The organism is Achromobacter maghribensis, assembly GCF_057334215.1.
Genome location: NZ_JBHFII010000020.1, coordinates 22,176 through 39,395 on the forward strand (window position 1 = coordinate 22,176; position 17,220 = coordinate 39,395).

Annotated in this window: 18 protein-coding genes; 9 read left to right on the top strand and 9 right to left on the bottom strand. The window is 60.3% G+C overall.

All coding sequences use genetic code 11. The annotated features are described in order from the left end of the window. From ACE039_RS08405 to ACE039_RS08420, 4 genes are all read right to left on the bottom strand, one after another. Nucleotides 1–220: hypothetical protein (locus ACE039_RS08405; RefSeq protein WP_485822095.1), on the bottom strand; the 220-nt coding region annotated here is incomplete at its 3' end. Between the two features lie 62 nt (nt 221–282). Then, entirely contained in the window at nt 283–1,971 is a 1,689-nt protein-coding gene (gene aspT, locus ACE039_RS08410) for an aspartate-alanine antiporter (protein WP_485822096.1), read from the bottom strand. 59 nt (nt 1,972–2,030) lie between these two features. Further along, complete coding sequence (locus ACE039_RS08415; RefSeq protein WP_485822097.1) at nt 2,031–3,641, bottom strand: bifunctional aspartate transaminase/aspartate 4-decarboxylase; 1,611 nt, start codon at nt 3,639–3,641, stop codon at nt 2,031–2,033. A 531-nt stretch (nt 3,642–4,172) separates the two neighbouring features. Then, a complete protein-coding gene (locus ACE039_RS08420) occupies nt 4,173–5,813 on the bottom strand; it encodes a mechanosensitive ion channel family protein (protein WP_485822098.1) in 1,641 nt (546 codons plus the stop codon). Between the two features lie 192 nt (nt 5,814–6,005). On the opposite strand from ACE039_RS08420, the gene ACE039_RS08425 reads away from it, so the two are divergent. Both ACE039_RS08425 and ACE039_RS08430 read left to right on the top strand, forming a co-directional pair. Further along, nucleotides 6,006–6,266, top strand: coding sequence for a hypothetical protein (locus tag ACE039_RS08425; protein ID WP_485822099.1), 261 nt, complete (start codon nt 6,006–6,008; stop codon nt 6,264–6,266). Between the two features lie 156 nt (nt 6,267–6,422). After that, nucleotides 6,423–8,114 carry an aspartate-alanine antiporter-like transporter gene (locus tag ACE039_RS08430; RefSeq protein ID WP_485822100.1) on the top strand — a complete coding sequence of 564 codons (1,692 nt, stop codon included), beginning with the start codon at nt 6,423–6,425 and terminating at the stop codon, nt 8,112–8,114. 95 nt (nt 8,115–8,209) lie between these two features. On the opposite strand, the gene ACE039_RS08435 is transcribed toward ACE039_RS08430, so the two are convergent. The 3 genes from ACE039_RS08435 to ACE039_RS08445 are packed head-to-tail and all read right to left on the bottom strand — an operon-like array spanning nt 8,210 to nt 9,956. After that, on the bottom strand, nt 8,210–9,055 hold the full coding sequence (locus ACE039_RS08435) for an MBL fold metallo-hydrolase (protein WP_485822101.1): 846 nt from the start codon (nt 9,053–9,055) through the stop codon (nt 8,210–8,212). 21 nt (nt 9,056–9,076) lie between these two features. Beyond that, entirely contained in the window at nt 9,077–9,403 is a 327-nt protein-coding gene (locus ACE039_RS08440) for a hypothetical protein (protein ID WP_448708421.1), read from the bottom strand. A 25-nt stretch (nt 9,404–9,428) separates the two neighbouring features. Further along, on the bottom strand, nt 9,429–9,956 hold the full coding sequence (locus ACE039_RS08445; RefSeq protein WP_485822102.1) for a sugar ABC transporter: 528 nt from the start codon (nt 9,954–9,956) through the stop codon (nt 9,429–9,431). Nucleotides 9,957–10,120: 164 nt separating this feature from the next. Here ACE039_RS08445 and ACE039_RS08450 point away from each other — a divergent pair, with 164 nt between their 5' ends. Beyond that, nucleotides 10,121–11,014: a LysR substrate-binding domain-containing protein gene (locus ACE039_RS08450; protein ID WP_485822103.1), complete on the top strand. Its 894-nt coding sequence runs from the start codon at nt 10,121–10,123 to the stop codon at nt 11,012–11,014. A 34-nt stretch (nt 11,015–11,048) separates the two neighbouring features. Here the strand turns inward: ACE039_RS08450 and ACE039_RS08455 are convergent, their stop codons facing one another. Continuing rightward, the gene (locus ACE039_RS08455) at nt 11,049–11,945 is read right to left on the bottom strand and encodes an oxidoreductase (protein ID WP_485822104.1); all 897 of its coding nucleotides are present in this window, start codon (nt 11,943–11,945) and stop codon (nt 11,049–11,051) included. A 185-nt stretch (nt 11,946–12,130) separates the two neighbouring features. Here ACE039_RS08455 and ACE039_RS08460 point away from each other — a divergent pair, with 185 nt between their 5' ends. The 5 genes from ACE039_RS08460 (at nt 12,131) to ACE039_RS08480 (ending at nt 15,930) form a co-directional block, all read left to right on the top strand. Beyond that, on the top strand, nt 12,131–12,499 hold the full coding sequence (locus ACE039_RS08460; RefSeq protein ID WP_485822105.1) for a VOC family protein: 369 nt from the start codon (nt 12,131–12,133) through the stop codon (nt 12,497–12,499). Nucleotides 12,500–13,074: 575 nt separating this feature from the next. Continuing rightward, nucleotides 13,075–13,761, top strand: a complete 687-nt coding sequence (locus tag ACE039_RS08465; RefSeq protein ID WP_485822106.1) for a protein-L-isoaspartate(D-aspartate) O-methyltransferase — start codon at nt 13,075–13,077, stop codon at nt 13,759–13,761. Next, nucleotides 13,739–15,055 (top strand): erythromycin esterase family protein, encoded by a 1,317-nt coding sequence (locus ACE039_RS08470; protein WP_485822107.1) that lies wholly within the window; start codon nt 13,739–13,741, stop codon nt 15,053–15,055. The genes ACE039_RS08465 and ACE039_RS08470 overlap by 23 nt, the downstream gene beginning before the upstream one ends. An 85-nt stretch (nt 15,056–15,140) precedes the next feature. After that, nucleotides 15,141–15,524, top strand: coding sequence for a c-type cytochrome (locus ACE039_RS08475; RefSeq protein ID WP_448712717.1), 384 nt, complete (start codon nt 15,141–15,143; stop codon nt 15,522–15,524). 13 nt (nt 15,525–15,537) lie between these two features. Beyond that, nucleotides 15,538–15,930 carry a YkvA family protein gene (locus tag ACE039_RS08480; RefSeq protein WP_105557885.1) on the top strand — a complete coding sequence of 131 codons (393 nt, stop codon included), beginning with the start codon at nt 15,538–15,540 and terminating at the stop codon, nt 15,928–15,930. Nucleotides 15,931–15,984: 54 nt separating this feature from the next. On the opposite strand, the gene ACE039_RS08485 is transcribed toward ACE039_RS08480, so the two are convergent. Further along, the gene (locus tag ACE039_RS08485) at nt 15,985–16,557 is read right to left on the bottom strand and encodes a TetR/AcrR family transcriptional regulator (RefSeq protein ID WP_485822108.1); all 573 of its coding nucleotides are present in this window, start codon (nt 16,555–16,557) and stop codon (nt 15,985–15,987) included. A gap of 169 nt (nt 16,558–16,726) precedes the next feature. Between ACE039_RS08485 and ACE039_RS08490 the strand changes: the two genes are divergently transcribed. Continuing rightward, nucleotides 16,727–17,220: oxidoreductase (locus tag ACE039_RS08490; RefSeq protein WP_485822109.1), on the top strand; the 494-nt coding region annotated here is incomplete at its 3' end.

The window sequence follows — 17,220 nt, forward strand, 5'->3', positions numbered from 1 at the left end:
GGAGTAACTGCACGCCGGGGTACGCAAAATAGCACTCCATCGACTGCAGATCGTTTAAGGCATCCTTCACGTGCTCGGCGCCGGCCGAGCACGTGCCGCCACGTACCTCCGCCGCCCAGGTTTGCGCCCTGGCATTCAACTCGCGCCAGCGATCCTGTCGCGCCGCCGAAATAGAAAACAGATGGTCGAGCGGTTGGCTATCTTGGGTATCCTCGGTCATGGCAACCTCCAGAGTGTCGGCGCGAGCCCTGTGGCCGAATAGCCTGGGCCCGCACAATGTCTTTATGAAAGAATCATGATCACCACCATCCCCCAGATCGTCAGCAAGGTATTGCCGACGGCGTAGGTCACCGTGTAGCCCAGCCCCGGCACTTGGCTCTTGGCGGCTTCGCACACCATGCCAAGCGCCGCGGTCGTGGTGCGCGAGCCGGCGCAGATGCCCAGGATCAAGGCCGGATCGAAACGGAAGACGAATTTGGCAATAAACATCCCCAAAATCAACGGCACGGTCGTCGCGAAGATCCCCCACAGGAACAGGCTGATGCCCAATGCTTGAAGCCCGGCGACAAATCCCGGCCCCGCCGAGATGCCCACCACGGCAATGAACACGTTCAACCCCACCGAGTTCATAAACCACAGCGTGGGTTCGGGAATGCGGCCGAAGGTGGGATGGATGGCGCGGAACCAGCCGAACACGATGCCGGCAATCAGCGCGCCGCCCGCGGTCGAAATGGTGAGCGGGATACCGCTGACGTTGATCACAACGGCGCCGATGAGCGCGCCAACGGTGATCGCCAAAGACACGAAAGCAACGTCTGTCACCGTTGTCGGCCGATCGACGTAGCCGAGGTTCTTGGCGGCGGCATTGATGTCTTGGGTCCGACCGACCACCGTAATGACGTCGCCCCGGAACAGTTCGGTCTTGGGCAGGATGGGAATCACCGTCTCGGTGGGACCGCGGCGGATCTTCTTCAGGAACACACCCCGCGCCCCCGGCCAACGGGCCAGTTCCTCCAGCGGCTTCCCATCCACCTTTTTGTTCGAGATGTAGATGTCGACGCCCTCGGTCTTGACGTTAAGAAGTTCGGCGTCTTCGACTTCGCGCCCGCTGGGCCCCAGGCGCTCGATCATCTGGTTTCGCTTGCCGCCGATCGCGACCACATCCCCGGGCTCGATCACGGTCTCCTGGTCCACCTCGATAATGTTCCCGCCTCGCCGGATCCTCTCGACGAAAGCGCGATATCCAGCCTGGGTTCCCGCCTCGATCTCCCCTACCGTCTTGCCGATGAAGGGACTGTTCTCAGCAACAGAATAGGCCCGCACCTCAAAGTCATACCACTGGGTCGCGTCTGCCGCTCCCTGCCCCGCGCCCAGCTTCTGCTCGTACGCTTTGCATGCCGCAATGAGGTCGATTCCCAACAGCTTGGGGCCGATTTGCGCCAGGATGATCGCCGAACCTACGGTGCCGAAGATGTACGTAACGGCGTAGGCGATCGGCATGGCGTCCAGAAGCGCCTGTGCTTCCTCGGGGGTTCGCCCGAGGCGGTTTATCGCATCGGTCGCAAGGCCCATGGAAGCCGAGATGGTCTGCGACCCGGCTAAGAGGCCGGCCGCGGATCCCAGGTCGTATCCCGCGAGCATCGCCGCAATGACAGCGGCCCCCAACGACAGCAGCGCCATGACCACCGCGAAGATCGCCTGCGGCAGCCCATCCTTTGCGATACCGCGCACGAACTGCGGCCCCACGCCGTAGCCCACCGCAAAAAGGAACATCAGGAAGAAAACCGACTTCACGTTGGGAGATATCTTGACCCCCAAGATGCCGATGACGATCGCGACCAGCAGGGTCGACGTCACGGCTCCGAGGCTGAATCCCTTAAAGCTCTTCCCGCCTATCCAGTAACCGATGCCCAGCGCCAGGAAGATGGCGATTTCGGGATAGGCTTTCAACGTAGCAACGAACCAGTTCATGACCCTCTCCTTCACGGTACCGTGGTGAAAAACTACGTGCCATGCAGGCCGGAAGGTTTCTAGCCGGTTTTCGCCGCCGCGCCACGCTGTTGCCGATAGCGCTCAAGGTACTCGTCCCGCAGGTTGCGCACGCACTGACCGATCTTCACGTAGTCTTGCTCGTTCAGATTGGCGAGCGACACGCGGCCGGATGGGTGCAGCGTCCCGAAGCCCTTGCCGGGCAGCAGCACAACCCCCGCCTCTTCCGCCAGCCTGAATAGCAACTCGTGCGGCTTGATGGAGGCCAGCAGCCATTTAACGAAGTCCGGGCCGACCTGCCGGCTCATCTGTTCTACGTCCAACAGCGTGTAGTAATCGACCACATTCTCGTCCACGTCGCTCGGTGAAACCCCCATGCCCCGATAGAGCGCCGCCTTGCGCCCGCGGATCAGCCGCTTCATGGCGTCCTTGTAACTTTCGGCAGTGTCCATGAGTGAAAACAGCGAGAACAGCACCATCTGCACCTGCTGCGGGGTGGAGAGACCCGCGGTGTGGTTGAGCGCCACGGTACGGCTGTCGGCCACGATGCGGTCGATGAAAGGCAGCTTCTCTGGCTCGGTGGTAATGGACGCGTAACGCTGGTTCAAGGCGTCCCGCTCTTCCTGCGGCAGTTGCGCGATCTTCTCGTCGAAGACGTTGGACTTATCCGCTGCGATCACGCCCAGACGCCAACCCGTCGCGCCAAAGTACTTGGAGTAGGAGTAGACCAGCAGCGTGTTGCGCGGACACAGGGCGAAGAGTGAAACAAAATTGTCCGCGAAGGTACCGTACACGTCATCCGTCAAGATGATCAGGTCGGGCCGCTCTTTCACGATGCCCGCCAAGTATTGCAGGCTCTTGTCGCTCACCTTGACCGAAGGCGGGTTGCTGGGATTCACCAGGAAGAACGCCTTCACTTTGGGGTCGCGCAGCTTGTCGAGCTCTTCCTCGGGGTATTGCCAGCCATTCGCGGCGTCGGCGTCGATAGCCAGCTCGGTCAGGCCAAACTCCGACAGTTCGGGAATTTCGATGTAAGGGGTGAAGATCGGTTTTCCCAACGCAATGACGTCGCCCGACCTGAGCAGATGATTGATCTTCATCGAGTTGAACAGGTACGTCATGGCCGCCGTGCCGCCTTCGACAGCATATAGGTCGTAATCGCCTGAAAACGGATGTCCGCCTATCATCTCCTTGCGGATGTACTGCTTCACAATCTCTTCCGAAAGCCGCAACATTCGGTCCGGCACCGGATAACTGCAGGCCAGAATACCGGCACACATCTCGTAGAGAAAATCGCCGCCGTCCAGCCCCAATTGATCCCGCACAAAGGACACCGCGCTAGCAAGAAATTTCACGCCGGGGACGTCGGCGTGGCTGCGGGCAAAGAGGTCAAAGCGTTCTTCGATGCCCGCCCGCCGCGGGAAACCGCCCACCCCTTCGGGAAGATAGGAAAACGACCGCTCAGACTCGACCATTGCGAAAAGTCCAAGCTGCCAAAAACCGTGACGGGGTATTGTGGCGAGGAAGTTGGGATTTCCCCGGCCGGCGTTCAGCATCAGCCTGTTGGTTGCGTTTCCTGCCAATTTGATGAGTTCGTCCTTCAGTTCGAACGGCGAAAGACTAGCCAGGTGAGACGTATCGCGCGTGTTCATCGCAGCCTCCGATCATGGATGGAAAACTACTCAGGTACCAAACCGCGATCTAGCGCGATGGACTCACCTCGGAAGCACCCGTGGGAAGGAAGTCGCTACCAACCGTGTTTGGCAATATACATATCAGCAGCGAAGGTCTCGATCACTCAAAAAAGTTAGACCCCGGCTGACCTGCCCCGGTTGCTGGCTCGGTGAAGCGGCTGCCACCAAAGCCGGAACGAAAGAGGAAAAAAGCGCGATTACGGCCACTTTTCGCATCTTCATGGACCACCTCCTATTTGATTGCGATCCTCAACGTCTTCATCGCGTTATGCGGATTGCAGGGCCAGTGTAGAGCGACCAAAATGACTGAAATTGACAATCGTCAACTTCCGTGGCGACGGTACGCGGTGTCCATTTATCCGCCCAGGCCCGCGGGGCCCACAGTGCGGGAGTGACCCAAATTTCTCGTAGCGTTCAGCCACCAAGATGAGCCAAGCCGCGCCAAATGGTAGCGACCAAGAAAAAAGCGATGCTTCCGCATATGGCCAATCAGTGTTCGAGCCGTTGGTCCGGCGCTGCGGGCGCCGCATACCACTGTTCCGGTGGCACGATCTTAGGCTGATCGGGATCTCCCTCGTAGGCTGGCGTCATGATTTGCACGCCATGCTCGTTGAAAACATCAATGATGTGGCGGTGCAGTTCTGCGTAGATCTTGGCGATTGTCTGCGTGTCGCGAATATAGACATTCAGTTCGTAAGTCACCGCAAAGTCCCCCAGTTTGGTCAGTAGGATGAATGGCTCCGGCTCCGCCAGCACGTCCGCAGTCCGCTCGGCCGCTGTGCGCAGCATCGCTTCGACCTGCCGCCATGGAGCCTGATATCCGATTCCAACCGTGGTGTGGAGAATCAACCCTTTGGTTCCCGCCAGGGAACTGTAGTTCTTCACATCACTATTCAAAATCTGGGAATTCGGAATGGTCACTTCCTCGTTCTTGTTCGTTCGTAGATGTGTCACTTGCAGACGGACTGCCACGACTTCGCCCGTCACGTCCCCCACCGTCACACGGTCCCCGACCTTGAATACCCTTCGGTAGGTCATCAGGTAGCCCGCGATAAGATTGGAAATCGCCGTGGACGAACCCAGTGACACTACGAGACCGATGAAGATCGAGATGCCCTTGAAGGCTGCGGTTTCGGAGCCAGGAATGTAGGGGTAGGCGACGATGACGGCGAACGCCACGATCAACGCCCGGACCAGCTTGTATGTCGGGATAGCCCAGTCAGGTTCGAATTGCGCGAACGCCACACGTTTCTCTTCCACCGCGACGAAGAACTTCCGGGTCCGAGCCAAGATAAAGCGGGTCAGGTAATAGATGATGACCAGGACCAGAACGTCCGGAACGATCGCCGCGACGGCCTTTCCCAATCTCTGGACCGTGCCAGCCGCCAGATTGAACAGATCATTGGAAACAGAGCGCGTCCAGGGAAAGAGCGCCAGCACGTACTGCAGGTATGCATACAACGACAAGACAATGGTCGCGATGCCGATCGCCCGCACCACGCCGTGCAAGGCCCTCCAGATGGTATCCGAGCGCAGCACTTCGAATGATTGGATGTCGACAGCGTGAACGCGGCTCTTCAGAAGCCCGGAGACCGCCTTATCGAGCCACCGATTGAGCATAAGCAGAACGGCGATCCCTATTGCCATCAAGGCCGTGGCGCCGGCGCCATGAAGCCCCGCCTTTAACAGCGCGTCGGATCTCCGCGCCTGCCGGAATTCGTCAATGGCCTGTTGAATGCGAACCAGGTGCAACGTCGCAAGATTGTCTCGGCTGGTCTGCTCAAGCTGGGCGTCAGCATCCGTCACGATCATCAATGCAGTCTTTCCCGCCAGGATAATGGTGCCGTTTTCAACGGCTTCTACCGCTAGCGCGGAACTGGGGAACGAGGGGTCGGACGCGACGTCCTCGATTCTTCGTTTGATTGCCTCGGCGCGCTTCCCGGCGGGAAAAGATGACAGCCCACGCACTTTGAACAATACCTGTCCGTCGATCTCGACCGGTGCGGTTTCAAGCGCCAATTCAAAAGAAGCGGACGCATCCGGACGGGTCTCACCGGCCGCGGCGGAAAATGATGGGGCCGGCATCAGACACAGCGACACAAGCACCGAGAACCAGAGTTTGATAACCATTTTTTCCTCCCTTGCCCGCGCTAACGCCGAAGCCAACGCCGCCACACCGACACAGCGTGCGCCTTGGCACAGCATCGATGTTGACTCCCGTCAATAATTTGCGTCTCTAGACGGTGCGCCCATTCGATCTGGCTCAATAGAATGAGCTATACCGTCAGACATAGGCATGCGACGACCGAGGAGGCAGCTCCCATGATCAAGATGAAGACAGTCCCACCTAGTCGGTACGTCAAGCTTATAAATTGCCTCAATGGGGAGGCCAATGCAGGTGGCAACGGATCGCTCGTCACCTTTACGGTCAGCGGGATGAACCTGGGGCAGCGCACGCACCTCAGCATTCCTCGCGAAGCACTGTTTTCGTCGGCATCATCGATTATCGAACTTCGGCGAAGAGGAATATTCTGCTTTCCTATTCTTGCTCCGCTTGAAGAACGTCCAGTACCTCCGGCATAGCAGGTGGGCAGCGCATGTATCGCGCAGGCCAGACTCGATCGCAATCTGGAGGTTGGCGAGGAATTGCAATGCTCATACTCGCGTCCGCCTGCCACGACCGGCCAGGCGCATCCGAGTTGAGCCTTGCGCTCGTCCTTTCACGAGGAGCTCAACGCCATGGTTTTCTTCAGCGATTTGCTACAGCGTTATCCCGAGCTAGCCGTTTTCCTTGCAATCGGATTGGGCTATTGGGTGGGAGGGTTCCAGATCCGCGGCGTGGGCTTCGGGCCGGTAACCGGCTCATTGCTTGCTGGCCTGCTAATCGGTTACCTCGTTCCTGTTCCGGTATCGGACACGGCAAAGCAGGTGCTGTTCCTTATGTTCATGTTCGGAATCGGATACTCAGTGGGGCCTAGCTTTTTTAGAGGGATGAAAGATGGCGGGTGGCGGTGGGCGGTGCTTGGCGTTGTCGTTCCAGTTGCCGGGCTGGTTACGGCATGGGGACTGGCGACCTTGCTAAAGCTCGAGATCGGCTATGCGGTGGGCCTGATTTCCGGCGGGTTGACGGAGTCCCCGGTGATCGGGACAGGCAGCGAAGCGATCCGACACTTGCCCATCAGCGTGGACGAACAGAACCGTCTTATCGGCCAAATCGCGGTAGCCGACGCGCTGTGCTACATCTTCGGTACGTTCGGGGTGATCTGGTTCTGCTCAAGCTTGGGGCCAAAGCTGTTGGGCGTTGACCTGAAGGCTGAAGGCGCCAGGCTTGATTCGGTCTATGGAATACAGCGGGAAAAAGTCGGCGTAACCTCAGCATGGCGCAGGTTCGACCTGCGCGCGTATCGATTACAGCCCGACCACCCCGTCGCAAGCCGATCGGTCGCGGAAGCCGAATCGCTATATGCTCCGGAACGCTTGTTTATAGAGCGTATCAGGCGTGGTGGAAAAGTGCTGTTGCCAACGCCAGCGACCCTTTTGCTTGCGGGCGATGTCATCGCTGTCTCTGGCAGAAGCGAAGTGATACTCAAGCTCCTGGATCATAACGCTGCTGAGGAAGCGGATCGCGAGCTGCTCGACATTCCAAGCGCAATTTTTGACGTCGTTCTGTCCAATGCAGATTTTTTTGGGAAAACGCTCGCGGAAATTGCAGCACGAGCCGAAGAAGTGCGTGGCGTATTCCTGCGCAACATCCAACGGGCTGGTGAAAAAATCCCTATAGGTGCTGGCACCGCACTCCAACGTGGCGACGTGCTGACTATCGTAGGACTAGAACCCTCCGTTAACCGGGTAGCGGCCCGTATCGGCCGCGTGGTGCGGGAAATGGATTCCACGGACTTTGTCGCATTGGGCTTTGGAATATTCTTGGGTGCCCTGGTGGGAACGTCGCTCGTACTGCCTATTGGCGGCATGCATATCGCCATTGGAAGCAGTGTCGGGACATTGGTTCTAGGGCTCCTTGTGGGCTGGCGGAATTCCGGAAAGCCCTTGTTCGGTCGCATATCACACGGGTCCCTGGAGTTCATGAAGTCTATTGGGCTGGCCGGGTTTGTTGCCATGATCGGGCTGAAGGCAGGTCCGCTTTTCATGGACGCCCTTCAAGAAGTCGGCCTGACGATCTTCCTAGCGGGGATCGTCGTAACAATGGTTCCACTTTTCGTTGGATTACTGGTGGGCCGATACCTGCTGAATCTTGAGCCGCTGTTGTTGCTAGGCGCACTGGCCGGGGTGCAAACCATGACTGCTGGCCTTGCCGCGGTTCAGGATAAGTCCGAGAGCCCTGTCGCTGTGATCGGCTACTCTGGCACAGTGGCGTTCGGGCATATTCTGATCACGACATGGGGAACGGTAATCGTCTGGCTACTGTACTGAAGTGTTTTTCCTCGCTCAGGGCGTCAAGATGCTCGGCCCCAACGATGGCCCGCAACCATAACGCTACTTTCTGCTGGCCTGATTCCCTTGGGTCTTCATGCTTCGGTTTCATAGACCAGGCCGTACCTCCCACGGCTTCGCTTGATTCGCGCGAAGCCAAGTTCCCCCAAGTGCATACCGGCAATCAAAAGCCCCTCTGAACTGACCAGGTCCAGAAGCTTCGATCGTGTCGCAGCAGCAAGGGAAGGATCCTGGTCAAACGCAATCGACACGTCCGGCCGCTCGATCTGGATGTGAGGAAAATGAACAATGTCTCCCCACACGACCAGACTTTGATCACGGGATTCGAAAAGATATCCGGCGTGTCCATCTGTGTGGCCGGGTAGCGGCATCGCCCGGATGCCCGGAAGCACCTCCCCTTCATCGAAAGTACGGAGCGTGTCGCGGTAGCCATCGAACACTTGACGCGCGATCATGAAATTGCCGCGCGCGCGCTCTGCGGCACGGCTTAAATTTCCGTCGTCCTGCCAGAACGCAAGCTCTTGCTGATGAGCAACAAGCTCGGCATTCGGAAAGGTAATGTGTCCGGCTGCGTCCACCAGTCCGCCGACATGATCGGGATGGGCGTGTGTAAGCAGGATGGTGTCGATGTCGGAGGGTTCGACGCCAGCAAGCGATAAATTGGATATCAGGCGGCCGCCCCATTGTTTGATCCCTCCTGCCCCGCCGTCGATGAGAATGGTGCGGCCCGCTCCGCGGACCAGGTAGCAGTTGATGTGCACGGCAGCAGGCTCCTTCTGGCCGGCCTCAATTTGCATTCTGGACGCCTCGCAGGGATCGATATTCGAGAGGAAGTCCAGGTTGGCGGTGAGATAGCCGTCGCTGATAGCAGTGACCGTGAAATCTCCGGCTTGCTGACTGGGAAACGGAATCGTGGACACAACTTTTCTCCTGGGGACTTTTCAATTTCGGGCGTGGATGTTCGGCGCGGCATAACCAAAGCAGCGGATGCGCGCCTTGAGATTCGTGTAACGCGTGATGGCGTCATCCAGGGCATCCATGAACCGGTTCATTACCGGCGGCGTGCGAAACGCCTCAAGGCGATATTGGACTTCCGCAAAGACGGGATGCCCCTGACCATGCCGGACCCCGACATAAATGACATGGATGTTCTCGAGTGCCGCGCCAAGGACGCCCGTACAGAGTTGCACGCAGTCGCCTGAAAGCTCGGCAAGCCTCTCATCCGACGGCATTTGCGCCGACGGAATATAGATCGTGACGTTGGGCATAGCGGACCTCTTTTCCCGGTTCGGTTTACACGGTGCGGGCACTTGTCAGTTGTTCCGTCATGGGCGAATAAAGGTGAATGCCTTCGGACTGGCTCTCGACAAGCGCAGCCTGTCGCCGAGGCAGTTTTGCCAGCCAACGGCGTTCCGGAAACTTCTCCAGTGCGACTGCCCGCATGGCCAGGGGGGTGAGGCCCATCTGAATCAACGGTTCAGCGCCGCTTGCACACAGCGCCAGCAGTTCGTCTTCATTGACCGCCGGCGCAAGGCCGATATCGCAATAGAGATTTCGGTGCCAATCGGTGATGTGCTGCTGCCACCTTGCGAAATTGCCGCCGCCTTTCTGGCGATATTCCTCTCCCGTCAGGACATCCAGGCTATCAATCGTGTGGACAGCCAGGTAGATGGGGCAACCAGGGCTTATCGCCTTGAAGCGCTGCGACGTATGAAAGCCCGTAACGGAGATGAGCGCGGGCAGTTTTTCAGCGCTGTAGAAGTGATTCCATTCGGCTTCGCTGCGGGGATCGGCAAAGCTGCATTCCACGGTATAGATCATCAAAACATCCTTCGTAGGCGGCAAGGCGCTGTCGGCGCCCAAACCCATTTCATTGCAGTTACGTAATGCTAAGCTGCCATTTACCGCGCATATAGCGATATAAAATCATCCTTCAGTGATATTTACTCAAGCTGACTGCAGCGCACCACGATCAAAGAAACTCCATGCGACGCAAGATTCCAAGCAATTCCGCGCTCCTCGCTTTTGAGGCAGCGGCACGACATGGCAGCTTCGCCCGCGCGGCGGAGGAACTGGCGCTGACCGAAGGGGCGATCAGTCGTCAGATTGGTCGTCTGGAAGCGTTTTTGAGCGTCGCGCTCTTTGAGCGCGTCGGGAATCGGGTACGGCTTGCGCCCAATGGCATGCGATACGCGGTGCAGGTCCGCGAAATTCTTGATCGGCTAGAGCGCGATAGCCTTTATTTGATGGGGCAGCCCGTTGAAGGCGGAACCCTTGATATCGCCGCCATTCCCACCTTCGCGACGCGCTGGCTTATCCCTCGGCTGAAACGCTTTCAAGATGCGCATCCCAACATTACGGTGCACATCGCCGAGCGCATGGAGCCCTTCATTCTTGCCGGTAGCGGCTTTGATGCGGCGATCCACTTCGAGCATCCGGCATGGGCGGGTATGCATTTACATCACCTGCTGGAAGAGGTGCTTGTGCCCGTCTGTAGTCCGGCACTTCTTGCGGACGCCGGTGCCAACGTGTCGCTGGACGAGCTGCCACGCCTTCACAGGCGGCAAAATCCGGATGCGTGGCAGCTTTATGCGCAAGAGGCCGGCATTGTCTTGACCAATTCGGCGGTAGGCGCACGCTACGATCTGCATTCCATGCTGATCGCGGCGGCGGTAGCCGGCTTGGGGGTTGCCTTGGTGCCGCGTCTTTACGTTGAGGCAGAGCTTGAACAAGGACTCCTGGTCGCGCCTTGGCCGGACGGCAAAGCGATCGCCAAGAACTTCTGCCTCGTGCTTCCCGAGCCGATCGAATTGAGTGAAGGGCCATTACGCGCGTTTGCAGAATGGATACTTCACGAAGCGCAGGGTTTGGCGTCTTGACCTTCTACTGATGCCCGGCGCGTAGACCGCGACTTCAGCCCGGCCCGTCGCTAGCGGCGGCCAGTAGAGACACGACGATGTCGCTGATCGGCGTCGGTATGCCGTGAGCCCGGGCGCGGCGCGAGACGACACCGTTTCGGATATCCCATTCGAGTGGCCGGCCGGCTTCGCGGTCCGTCAGGATGGAGGTGCTCAAGTCGGCGGAAGAGGCTTGAAACTTGGCCAGGATTTCCTGCGGCACGTCGTCGCCCAGTCTGGCTCCTTCGGCGCGCGCCACGGCCAGGCATTCTTGCAAGTACGCCAGCGAAAGCTGGGCGATGTCGGGCCGGGCGAACATGCCGGCGCGGCGATGCGTAAGGGCCATCAGGCCGGCCACCGCGTTCTGCAGCAGCTTGCGCCAAGCCACGGACGGAAAATCCGCCGTGATCTCCACGGCGCACCGAGTCCCCGAAAGCGCCTCTGCCACCACGCGGGATGCCGGCACGTCGGGCAGACTCAGGCGCGCATCCCCCCGCAAGCGTACCGAGCCGTCGGCCTGCGCTTGCGCAGGAAACCACACGACGGCCGGGACGATCCGCGCAGGCGGAGCGTGCATCGCGACCCTTTCCATCTGCTCGACGCCATTCTGCAGCACGCACACGACGGTATCGGGACCGCACAAGGCCGCAAGCCATCCTGATGCCGTTTCAGTCTGGGTCGCCTTGACCGCCAGGAAAACGAGTCCCATCTTGCGACCGATCTGGCCGGGATCCGTCCGCACGGGTCCCGGAACGACGACGTGCCGATCGCCATCCTGCAGTGTCAGCTGGTCGCGGGGCGTGCGGCCACACAAAAGGGGGGGCCGGCCGAATTCGTGAAGTGCGGCCGCCACCGTGGTGCCGATGGCGCCCGGGCCGACGATGGCGATGGCGGTATCTGTTGCGGTACTCATGGGTTGGATTCCTTCCTGGCTCGCGCGGCCAAAACGTAGTCTGACACCTTAAGATGTTAAGCCGAAGCGGTCTATCGCTAGACCGGATATGAGGAAACCCGGGCAGTGATCGCCAACATCCATTGAAGGTAGATACCAGACGCCTTCAATATCAATGCCTTAGAGAGATTTAACGGAGATGCGTCATGTTCGATCACATTGGTTTTGGCGTCAGCAATATTGATGAAAGCCAAACGTTTTTTCTCCGCGCGCTAGGCCCGTTGGGCGTCGGCCTTGCCATGGAGGGGCCCGACAGTGTCGGGTTGGGCAGGCAGGGCAAACCTTCACTGTGGCTGTACGCCACGTCCGCCGTGACGCCGCCCTTGCATATCGCCATTTCCGCCCCCACCCGAGCGGACGTGAACGCGTTTTACGAAGCCGCTCTCGCAGCCGGCGGACAGGACAACGGCGCGCCCGGTTTGCGTCCCCATTACCATCCCAACTATTACGCCGCGTTCGTGCGCAGCCCGGATGGGCACAACGTGGAAGCCGTCTGCCACCAGCCGGAAAATTGACGCGCGCACGCCGCCTACGCCGGCAGTGGCCCATGACGCGGCGTGCCCTTGCAGCTTGATTTACCGGTGCGTTGCAAAAAGCGGCCGCTGCTTGCGCCTCTGCGCGGCATCGCGCTATCGCGATCCCCCTGAGGGGCGGTCTTTCCGGTCAGCGTTCGCCGCGCGCTGTTCCGCTGATCCGCCCCGCACATGGGGACCGTTGCGGCTCTCCAATTCCTCCTCGGCTTCCCGCTGCTGCGACGCCTGGGACGCATGGCCGCTCCCGCCGCCGCTGTGTGCGGCGGCCGGTTTCCCCGGGTTGCCGTCTTCTCTGTCCCTATCCAGCGCACCGCCACCATGTCCTGCCGCGCGCCGCCCTGAATGCGGGTGCTCGTAGTCTTGTGTTGATTTGGGCATGTCGTTCTCCTGAGTGTGCTCGCTGACTTGTCCTTGCCATCAGGGCATGACGTGCGCGCCCCTGGCAACTGGCCGGGCAGCAAACGACGTGCCCCGGCCGCATGGAGCGCGGTCGGCACGGCCTTTGCTGAGGAACAACCGGCAGCGGGAAGCCACCGCTTGCGTTATGGACGGCCGTCATGCACGAACACCAGGACCTGCGTGAAAATATGGTGCAGCGCCAGCTTATCGCCCGCGGCCTGCATGACCCTGCCGTGCTGGCCGCCATGCGCGAGGTGCCGCGCCACGCGTTCGTGCCAGATGACACGCGGGCGCTGGCCTACGACGATAGCGCGCTGGCTATCGGTTGCGGACAGACCATATCCCAGCCCTACATCGTGGCGCTGATGTTGCAATCCGCGGCGCTTCAGCCGGGCGACCAGGCGCTGGAAATCGGCACCGGATCCGGCTATGCCGCAGCGGTGATGGCGCGGATTGTCCGCGTGGTCCACACCGTGGAACGGCATGAACATCTTGCACGTGAGGCGCGCGAACGGCTGCAACAGCTTGGCTACGACAATGTCGTGGTCCACACTGGCGACGGCACCTTGGGGCTACCGTCCTGGGCACCGTTTGATGCCATTGTGGCTGCGGCATCCGGCCCCATCGTGCCTCCGGCCTGGCGGGAACAGCTGGCCATCGGCGGCCGGCTGGTCATGCCCATCGGCGCCTCCGCAGGCGTGCAGCAGCTGATCCGGATTTTGCGTAAGGAAGAGACGGAGTATCGGGAAGCGGCCCTTGGAATGGTGGCATTCGTGCCGCTGATTGGCGAGCAGGCCTGGCAACCAGACGGAGAAAGCGACCATGGGCCAGACGACGATCGATGAATCGATGCTGGCGCAGTTGCGGGCTGCCGCGCAGCCGTGGACGGATGCGGACGACCCCGAGTTCCTGCGCCAGTTCGACCGGTACGCCAACGCGCGTGTCGTGCTGCTGGGAGAAGCCAGCCACGGCACCTCGGACTTTTACCGTGCACGGGCCGCCATCACCCGCCATCTAATCCGCGAACATGGTTTCAACATCGTGGCGGTGGAGGCCGACTGGCCGGACGCCGCGGCGGTGGACCGGCTGATAGGCGGCCACGGCTCGGTCGACGCCCCCTATCCGGCCTTCGAACGCTTTCCCACGTGGATGTGGCGCAATACCGATGTGGCGGATTTCGTGCGGTGGCTGGCCGAACACAACGCCCGCCAACCGCCCACGCGGCAAACCCGTTTCTACGGGCTGGACATCTACAGCATGGCGCAGTCCATGGCGGCCGTGCTGGCCTATCTGGACAATGTCGACCACGAGGCGGCGGGCATCGCCCGTCAGCGCTACGGCTGCCTGGACCCTTGGCGGCAAGACCCGGCCGCTTATGGCATGGCCGTGTTGACGCGCCGGCACGAAGACTGCGAGCAAGCCGTCATGGCCCAACTACGGGAGTTGCTGGAAAAGCGCCTGGACTATGCCGGACGCGATGGTGAGCGATTTTTTGATGCGGCCCAGAACGCTCGGCTGGTCGCCTCGGCGGAGCGTTATTACCGCGCCATGTACTACGGGTCGGCGCAGAGCTGGAATCTGCGCGACACACACATGTTCGAGACACTGGAAAACGCGCTACGCGTCCACGGCCCGGCCGCGCGGGCCATCGTCTGGGCGCACAACTCTCACATCGGCATCGCGGCAGGCACCGAGATGGGACAGGAGCGCGGAGAAATCAATATCGGCCAGCTATGCCGCGAACGCTTCGGCGATGCGGCCATTGCGGTCGGCATGGGAACGCACTGCGGCACCGTGGCAGCCGCCAGCGAATGGGACGGCGCCATGGAGGTAAAAAAGGTCCAGCCATCGCTTGCGCAAAGCTACGAATTTCAGATGCACCAAACGGGCATCCCGCGATTCATGCTGGATTTGCGCGATGCGGACGAAGGTTTGCGTCAACGCCTGGAGACGCCTCGGCTGGAACGCTTCATCGGGGTCATCTATCGCCCTGAAACCGAACGGCAAAGTCATTACGCAAAAGCGTCATTGCCCCAGCAGTTCGACGCGTACCTGTGGATAGACCAGACGCACGCCGTCGAGCCCCTGCCCGGGCCGCAGGGCGCTGGCACGCCAGAGACATGGCCTTTCGGCTTATAAGATACAAGGTGTCAGAAATAAGCTGTCAGACTGCCATTCGCCCTCTGCGATAATTCGCCCCCGATCACGATCCGTCTTAGATACCATGAACGTAAAGGCACTATGCATCGCTTCGCTAGGCGTTGTGATGCTGACGCAGGTATCTCCATCCTTCGCGCAAAATCTCAATGGCAAGAACCTCTTTACCCAGAGGTGCGCCATGTGCCACGGCGCGGATATCAAAGGGACCGGACCATTGGCCAGGAAAAGCAATCCTCCCACCCCAGACCTGACAACCGCCGCGTTCAAAAAGCGGCTGAGTGATTATCCGGGCGTGATCGTTTCTTCGGTGATACTTCGCCCGAATGGCGACTTGATTCCCAGAACTTTGCGCGAAAACGGCGTAAAGGTACCGCCGCATTCCTGGACGGTTCAGGATTTTCGCGATTTGAACAAATACATGAGCGATGTAATTTCAAAGAGCCGCTAGCTTTACGCCGATCATGAACGTCACTGAACGCCTGAAGACCTGGGCCACGCGGATACGACGGGACGGCATCACCCTGTGGTTCGCCTGCAAGCATCCCCGAACCCCATGGTATGTAAAAGCGCTGGCGTGGTTCGTGGTTGCCTATGCGCTAAGCCCGATCGATCTGATACCCGACTTCATCCCCGTGCTGGGGTACGCGGATGACGTCCTTTTGCTGCCCGCTGCCATTTGGTTGACCATCAAGCTGCTGCCATCCGACGTGCTGTTGGAATGCAGAGGCCAGGCAGAAGCGTGGATGACGGCGAGGAAAGCGAAGCCTCGCAGCTGGGCCGGCGCGGTGCTGATCGTGGCGCTGTGGTTGGCCGTGGGAGTGGCCGCGTGGTGGTTGCTCAGCGAGCGCCGCTGACACACCGGCAAGGTTCGCCCCGATCCCACGCTTGCCCGGAGAAATCCGGGCCCCTCATTCAGGCGATAAACGCGCCAGAACGTCAGCCCGGCAGACGTCCAGAATTTCGTCCGCCAGCGGCGCATCGTCCGGGCAGGACCTTGAGAGCACCAGCGCGCCAACGGCCTGCGCCATCAAGGCGATGCGGCGCGCGCGTGCCTCGTTGTCCGCGCCCGCTTCCGGCTGGCCGTCCTGAGGATCCGGGCGCGACAACTGAGCCTCGATACCCGCCGCGAAAGCCGCTTTTACCGATTCCGGCTGACGCGAGGCATCGGCGCATAGCGCCGCCATCGTGCAGCCATCGCCAGGCGTATCCCTGTGTTGCCGAGAGAGGTAGTACGTCAGGAAACCCGCCAGGTCCATGCCGGCTGCGACCTCGGCGGACTGCGCCAGACCGCAGCTTGCCGCCTCCGCCATCAGGTTGGTCTTGGAGCCGAAATGCTTGTAGAAGCCGCCGTGGGTAAAGCCGGCGGCTGCCATCAGGTCAGCCACGCCCACGCCATCGTAGCCCCGCTCCCGGAACAGGGAGGCGGCGGTTTCCACGATATGCGCGCGGTTTGCCTGCGCTTGTGCCTTGGAGACTTTCATACCTTAAGTCGCTTGACGTCCAACGATGGAACAGCCGCACTATACCATGGATAGATGATATTCATCATCAAACCATTGACAGCTTAGATTACGGCCATCATCATTGAGCCTTACCGACTGAATCCTGCGCAATCGCTGCGTCCCCTCCACGTTCCCTCACGCCACCGACATGTCCCATACGACACTCTTCCAGCCCTACGCCCTTGGCCCCCTTACCCTTGCCAACCGCATCGTCATGGCGCCGCTGACACGCAACCGTGCCGACGCCGGCCTGGTACCCAGCGCCCTGGCCGCCACCTATTACGCTCAGCGCGCCTCGGCTGGCCTGATCATCTCCGAGGCCACCCAGATCTCGGCCCAGGCCCAGGGCTACCAGGACACGCCGGGCCTGTACACGCAGGACCAGATCAAAGGTTGGCGCAGCGTCACCGACGCCGTCCACGCACAGGGCGGGCGCATCTTCGTGCAGTTGTGGCACGTTGGCCGCATCTCGCACGTTGACCTGCAACCGGGCGGCGCCGCGCCGGTGTCCGCGTCGGCAATCCGCGCCCAGGCCAAGACCTTCGTCCACAATGGTTTTGTCGAAGTTTCTGAACCGCGCGCGCTGAACATCGACGAGCTTCCAGGCATCGTGAACGATTTCCGGCAGGCCGCCCCCCACCC

Bases quoted from the DNA above. Each gene is read 5' to 3' on its own strand.
- ACE039_RS08485 (WP_485822108.1), bottom strand. From the start codon at position 16,557: ATGAAAGTCTCCAAGGCACAAGCGCAGGCAAACCGCGCGCATATCGTG.
- ACE039_RS08420 (WP_485822098.1), bottom strand. From the start codon at position 5,813: ATGGTTATCAAACTCTGGTTCTCGGTGCTTGTGTCGCTGTGTCTGATG.
- ACE039_RS08455 (WP_485822104.1), bottom strand. From the start codon at position 11,945: ATGAGTACCGCAACAGATACCGCCATCGCCATCGTCGGCCCGGGCGCC.
- ACE039_RS08440 (WP_448708421.1), bottom strand. From the start codon at position 9,403: ATGCCCAACGTCACGATCTATATTCCGTCGGCGCAAATGCCGTCGGAT.
- ACE039_RS08480 (WP_105557885.1), top strand. From the start codon at position 15,538: ATGAACGTCACTGAACGCCTGAAGACCTGGGCCACGCGGATACGACGG.
- aspT (WP_485822096.1), bottom strand. From the start codon at position 1,971: ATGAACTGGTTCGTTGCTACGTTGAAAGCCTATCCCGAAATCGCCATC.
- ACE039_RS08450 (WP_485822103.1), top strand. From the start codon at position 10,121: ATGCGACGCAAGATTCCAAGCAATTCCGCGCTCCTCGCTTTTGAGGCA.
- ACE039_RS08445 (WP_485822102.1), bottom strand. From the start codon at position 9,956: ATGATCTATACCGTGGAATGCAGCTTTGCCGATCCCCGCAGCGAAGCC.
- ACE039_RS08465 (WP_485822106.1), top strand. From the start codon at position 13,075: ATGCACGAACACCAGGACCTGCGTGAAAATATGGTGCAGCGCCAGCTT.
- ACE039_RS08425 (WP_485822099.1), top strand. From the start codon at position 6,006: ATGATCAAGATGAAGACAGTCCCACCTAGTCGGTACGTCAAGCTTATA.
- ACE039_RS08460 (WP_485822105.1), top strand. From the start codon at position 12,131: ATGTTCGATCACATTGGTTTTGGCGTCAGCAATATTGATGAAAGCCAA.
- ACE039_RS08470 (WP_485822107.1), top strand. From the start codon at position 13,739: ATGGGCCAGACGACGATCGATGAATCGATGCTGGCGCAGTTGCGGGCT.
- ACE039_RS08415 (WP_485822097.1), bottom strand. From the start codon at position 3,641: ATGAACACGCGCGATACGTCTCACCTGGCTAGTCTTTCGCCGTTCGAA.
- ACE039_RS08475 (WP_448712717.1), top strand. From the start codon at position 15,141: ATGAACGTAAAGGCACTATGCATCGCTTCGCTAGGCGTTGTGATGCTG.
- ACE039_RS08430 (WP_485822100.1), top strand. From the start codon at position 6,423: ATGGTTTTCTTCAGCGATTTGCTACAGCGTTATCCCGAGCTAGCCGTT.